This is a genomic window from Microvirga sp. P4_G7 (assembly GCF_056401005.1).
Genome location: NZ_JBFUKD010000224.1, coordinates 1 through 5410, shown reverse-complemented (window position 1 = coordinate 5410; position 5410 = coordinate 1). Strand labels below are relative to the sequence as shown.

4 protein-coding genes are annotated in these 5410 nt (G+C 62.5%); 1 reads left to right on the top strand and 3 read right to left on the bottom strand.

The features are described 5' to 3' along the window. Nucleotides 1-407: 407 nt before the first annotated feature. A complete protein-coding gene (locus tag AC1DT3_RS11345; protein WP_477465360.1) occupies nt 408-1607 on the bottom strand; it encodes a cell wall hydrolase in 1200 nt (399 codons plus the stop codon). A 133-nt stretch (nt 1608-1740) separates the two neighbouring features. Next, nucleotides 1741-2544, bottom strand: a complete 804-nt coding sequence (locus tag AC1DT3_RS11340) for a helix-turn-helix domain-containing protein (protein WP_477465359.1) — start codon at nt 2542-2544, stop codon at nt 1741-1743. Between the two features lie 146 nt (nt 2545-2690). On the opposite strand from AC1DT3_RS11340, the gene AC1DT3_RS11335 reads away from it, so the two are divergent. Then, nucleotides 2691-3089: a hypothetical protein gene (locus tag AC1DT3_RS11335; protein ID WP_477465358.1), complete on the top strand. Its 399-nt coding sequence runs from the start codon at nt 2691-2693 to the stop codon at nt 3087-3089. Between the two features lie 48 nt (nt 3090-3137). Here AC1DT3_RS11335 and AC1DT3_RS11330 read toward each other — a convergent pair. Continuing rightward, on the bottom strand, nt 3138-5410 hold a 2273-nt coding region (locus tag AC1DT3_RS11330; protein WP_477465357.1), incomplete at its 5' end, for a PAS domain-containing protein.

Here is a 5410-nt window from a genome sequence, read left to right as displayed (position 1 = left end):
CACCCATATTCCGCCGTCATCGGGAGCTGGAAAAGCCCCGCCGACGCCCGAGGGCCGAACGTGATCAGAGCGATCAGACACCCTGAGAGAACGACGATTTCGGGAGCAACGCGGGAACGGGCAATTGGTGCGGACATGGATACGGCCCTGAGTCGGAAGCCGCAGAGACTAGACCAAGTTCAAAGGCCGCAATATTGAAAGTTTGGCGACGAAGGTATGCAATATTGTGATCGAACGAGTCTCGCTCCAACTCGGTCGGACTTGACCGGTAAAACGAGAACCGCCCTCATCCTGAGGAGCCCCGAAGCGGCGTCTCGAAGGCTCGTCCACAGACCGCCGAAGACGCCCCGCATCCGAGACGCCACTGCGTCGCTCCTCGGAATGAGGCTCGGTTCCCATGCTTGCGATCAGGTCTGACCGGGCCTCAATTTGTAGAAGATGTGCCGTCCGATCACGTCCATTTTCTTCAACCGCCGCGCCCAGTAAGGCTTGACGTAGTCCGCATGGTAATGCGTCGAATTTCCCACTTCGGCCAGATAGGTTCGTCCTTCGAGCACTTCACTCGCGACGCGCTTCGCCATTTCCCACGAATCCGTCTCGTTGACCCGAAGCGCCTTGCCTTCGCAGGCGAAGGTGAACTGGCAGGCGAGATGGCGGTGCCGGTTCTGGTACACCACGCCGCAGATCGAGGCCGGATAGAGACCGCTCTTCATACGGTTGAGCACCACCTGGGCGACGGCGGCCTGGCCCGCCTCGGGCTCGCTGCGCGCTTCGAAATAAACGGCCTCCGCCAGGCAGCGCTGTTCCTTGCTGAGATTGTCAGGGTCGATCAGCTCGGCGTATCGCGGACGCTCTTCGTCGTCGGATTTGGCGACGATGGACGTGTCGGCGCGGCCGTGCCGGTCGAGTTTGGAGACCGGCGCTGCCGCGATCTCCATGGGCGTTGCATCCGCTGGTGCCGGCGTCGTCGAGGACAGTGCGATAGCACGATAGACGCCTGGCGTCCGCGAGCTGGCTGCGGCGCCCGTGGAACCGGCTGCGGCAGCGGCCGGGGATTGGATCGACGTCGCTTGACGAGTCGTCGTCAGTTCCGGTGCCTGCCAAGGCTCGAACGTCTCGGGCTCTAGGGATGGACCCTCGACTTTTCCCTGCATGAGAATGGTGGGCGGCAAGAGGCGTTCGTCCCGGCTGAAGAACACCCGTGTTCCCGCCGGGCCGAAATGAGACCCTGCTGCCTTTGCCTGTCGCGAGAGAGATGGTCCACGCGCGACGACAGGATTGCCCTTGCCGGACCGATCGACGCTCGGATAGGTCGAGACGCCGGCTTTGCGTTCGTCACGCAAAGGCACACTGGTCGACCGGCTCAYGTCCGGCAGATCGAAGCGCGGAATGTTTCTGAGAATGGCGCTGCTCAGGCTCCAGCGCCCCACATCGGCGGCGGTGCCTGCGAGCGGTACGAGATTGTCCGCCTCGACGAGAAAGGCGACGGCGCTGCGATTGGATACGCTCACACCGGAACGAGCATCGTTGCTGGCCGAGGCCGTGAACGAAACGAGCATGCCGCCAGCAATCACCCAGGGTGCGGCGGTGGCGCAGATCCATTTCATTCGCGATCGACGAGGCCGAAAACGCACGCGACTCTCACCCAACTCAAACTGCCTCGGACCCCCGCTTCGGCGTCCAGCTCGCTTTCGTTATCGCGCAGTATGGTTGACGGAGGATTAAGAGGCCGGCGGAAGATCAGCCCGGCGGCGCCTTCGTTGCCAGCCCTCGCAAGATCTCCCCTGTCACGGCATCGGCGGGAAAGAAGGTTTCCAACGCGATTTCGGACAAGCTGACGTCGAGCGGCGTGCCGAAGAGCGTCGTGGTGCTGATCAACGAGAGGGTCGCCTCGCCGAGACTCAGGCGCAGCGGGACGACGACACCGCCGAAATCCTCCAGGATCGGCTTGGTGCCTTTCGGTTCCGGATAGGCACGCAGCTCCTCCATGAGGCTGGCGAGCACCGGATCGGCGGAGTTGTCGATTTGCCTGCGCAGGCGCGCGAAGAGATGCGCCCGCCATTCGGCGAGATTGCGGATCTGCGGTGCGAGACCCTGCGGATGTAGACTCAGGCGAAGTACGTTCACCGGCGGCGCAAGGAGCGCTGGATCGAGCCCGGCAAAAAGAAGTGGCAGGACGGCATTGTGCGCGACCATGTTCCAATGACGATCCACCGCGAGCGCGGGATAGGGCTCATGCCCGCTCAGGACGAGATCGACCGCTCTGCGCGCAGCCGCCAATGCCGGATCGTCGAGGGACCGCTCGCGAAAGACCGGCGCATAGCCCGCAGCGACGAGCAACTGGTTGCGTTCGCGCAGTGGGATATCGAGGTGCTCGGCGAGGTGGAGAACCATCTCGCGGCTGGGCGTGGAGCGTCCGGTTTCGAGAAAGCTCAAATGACGCGTCGATATTTCGGCGTCGCCCGCCAAGTCGAGTTGGCTGAGGCGGCGACGTTGGCGCCATTCGCGCAGATGCTCGCCGATCGGTCTTGGGTTCGGTGTCATGAGGAAACGATACCGCAGCTCGCCGCGTCGATCCAATTACCTCCCACGTAATCGACCGCGAACCCGCAATCGCGAAGGATGCTGCCGGGCAATGGATGCATCAGGCGTTCGTGAACAGCCCCAACCGACCTACAGGAGATAGAATCATGTCGATCATTCCCTCCCCTCTCCTTCGCCAGGCCCTGCTTGCCGACGCTGCGACGAGCGGCGCTTGCGGATTGTTCATGATGTTGGGAGCCGGGTTGCTGGAACCGATGCTCGGGCTTCCGGGGACGTTGCTGCGCATATCGGGTCTCATCCTCCTGCCCTATGCGGCTCTTCTGGCCTATCTGGCGACGCGCCCTGCCCTGCCGCGCATGGGGGCTTGGGCCGTGATCCTCGGCAACGTGCTGTGGGCGATCGACAGCGCGTTGCTCCTCATGAGCGGCTGGGTTCACCCCACCAGCGCCGGCTACGCGTTCGTCATTGCGCAGGCCGCCGTCGTCGTCATGTATGCCGAATTGCAGTTCATGGGACTTCGGCGCTCCACCGTTGTCGTCGCATGACGACTGCGCCACTTGGGCTCCGCGATCCAGATCGCGGAGCTTGAGGATTCACTTGGAGAAGATCATCGCTTCGATCTTCTCTGCCAGCCCTTCCAATGTGAACGGCTTGACGATCACTTCCATGCTCGGACCGAGCAATCCGCTCTTCAGAAGCGCATTCTCCACGTAGCCCGTCATGAACAGCACCTTCAATTCGGGGCGTCCCTGCCGCACAGCGTCGGCGAGCTGTCGCCCGTTCAATCCCGGCAGACCGACATCCGACAGAAGCAGATCGATCGCCTGCTTCGATTGCAGCAGGCGAAGACCTTCGGGACCGTCGGCGGCTTGCAGAACGCGGTAGCCGCTGTCGTGCAACATTTCCACGATGAGTTCGCGAACGACCGTTTCGTCCTCCACGACCAGCACTGTCTTGCCGGCCTGTCCGCGGACGCCGCTTGCATACACGGTCGGATCGTTCGTCGGTTCATCCTCGTCGAACGAGCGTGGGAGGAATATCGCGACTGTCGTGCCTTTGCCGGCCTCGGATGCGATGCGCACGTGACCGCCGGATTGATTGACGAAGCCGTACACCATGGAGAGTCCGAGACCGGTTCCCTGCCCTATCGGCTTGGTCGTGAAGAACGGCTCGAATGCTTTCTGAAGCACGTCGGACGACATGCCGGTTCCGGTATCGATGACGGAGATGCAGACGTATTGTCCAGGCACGACCTCGCTTTGAGTCGCCACGTAGGCTTCGTCGAGAACGGCGTTGGTGGTGGCGATCCTGATCGTCCCGCCGTGTGTTGTGGCGTCACGCGCGTTGATCACGAGATTGAGCAACGCATTCTCGAGTTGGTTGGGATCGCACAGCGTCATCCATAAATCGTCCGCCAAATCCTGCTCGAAGCGAATGGCTTCGCTGGCCGTGCGACGGAACAGCTCGTCCATCGAAGCGATGAGAGTGTTTGCGCTGACAGGCTTCGGATCGAGCGGTTGCCGCCGCGAGAACGCGAGGAGCCTGTGAGTCAGAGCGGCAACGCGGTTCGCCGACGACAATGCGGCCTCGATGTAGCGACCGACATCGTTCACCCGTCCCTGCGCGAGGCGGGTTCGGATGAGATCGAGGCTCCCGATCACGCCCGTGAGCAGATTGTTGAAGTCGTGCGCGATGCCACCCGTGAGCTGCCCGACGGCCTCCATCTTTTGCGATTGACGCAGAGCTTCTTCCGCCTTCCGAAGCGCCTCCGCCGCTTCCTTTTCCGCCGTGATGTCGCGTCCGACGCCGTGAATGAATCCTTCTTCGGGAACCGCGGTCCAAGAAATCCAGCGATGCGATTCGTCCTTGTGCCTCATGCGAAGCTCGAACCGAAGCGTGCCGGATCGCTCCCAGTCCGAGGCGCTGCAGGCGGCATCGAAATCGTCCGGATGCTCGAGGTCCTGAAAACGCAAACCGAGGAGTTCGCTCGCATCCCATCCCATCACCGCAGTCCAAGCGGGGTTTGCCGCGACGATCCGTCCCTCGAAATCCACCACGAGCATGAGATCGGACGACAAGCGCCACATCCGATCGCGATCGCGTGTGCGCTCCTCCACTTGCTCTTCGAGTTCCGCGTTGAGATGAGCGAGTTCCGTCGCCGTTCCTTTTTGGTCGTGAATGTCCGTGTTGGTTCCAATCCACCGGACGACGTGTCCCTCGGCGTCGTGCACGGGAACGGCCGTCGACAAACACCACCGGTAGACGCGATCTCTCGCCCGCAGCAGGCGAACTTCGCAATCGAAGACGTGGCCATGCTCAAGTGCGCTGTGCCACGCTTTGCCGACACGCGGGTAGTCATCCGGATGGATCACGTCCACCCACGCGCTTTCCCGCAGTTGATCGACACTCGCCCCCGTGAACGCGAAGAACCGCCCATTGAACCATTCCACGTGGCMGTCGGGCCCGGTCTCCCAAACCTGGTGAGGAACTGCCTCCACCAGGGCGCGGAAGCGTTCCTCGCTGGCGCGCAAGGCCTCCTCCGCCTGTTTGCGCTCGGTCACGTCCCGGTAGAAGCTGACGATGCCACCCGGGATCGGGCAAATGCGCAGGTCGAGCCAGCGATCCTTTCCAAAGCCGAGATAGCGGCGCTCCATGGTCACCGGAACGTGCTCGGCCAGAACGCGCGCATAGGCTGCTTCGAGCGGCGAGCCCGCCGATGTCGGCCACGCCTCCCAATGCGTGCGTCCGAGGATCTCATGCTCCTCACGGCCGTCATAATGTAAGGCCGCGCGGCTGATCTTCACGACGCGGCAATCCTCGTCAAAGACGACGAACCCGTCGCCAAGCAGATCGAGAATGGTATCCG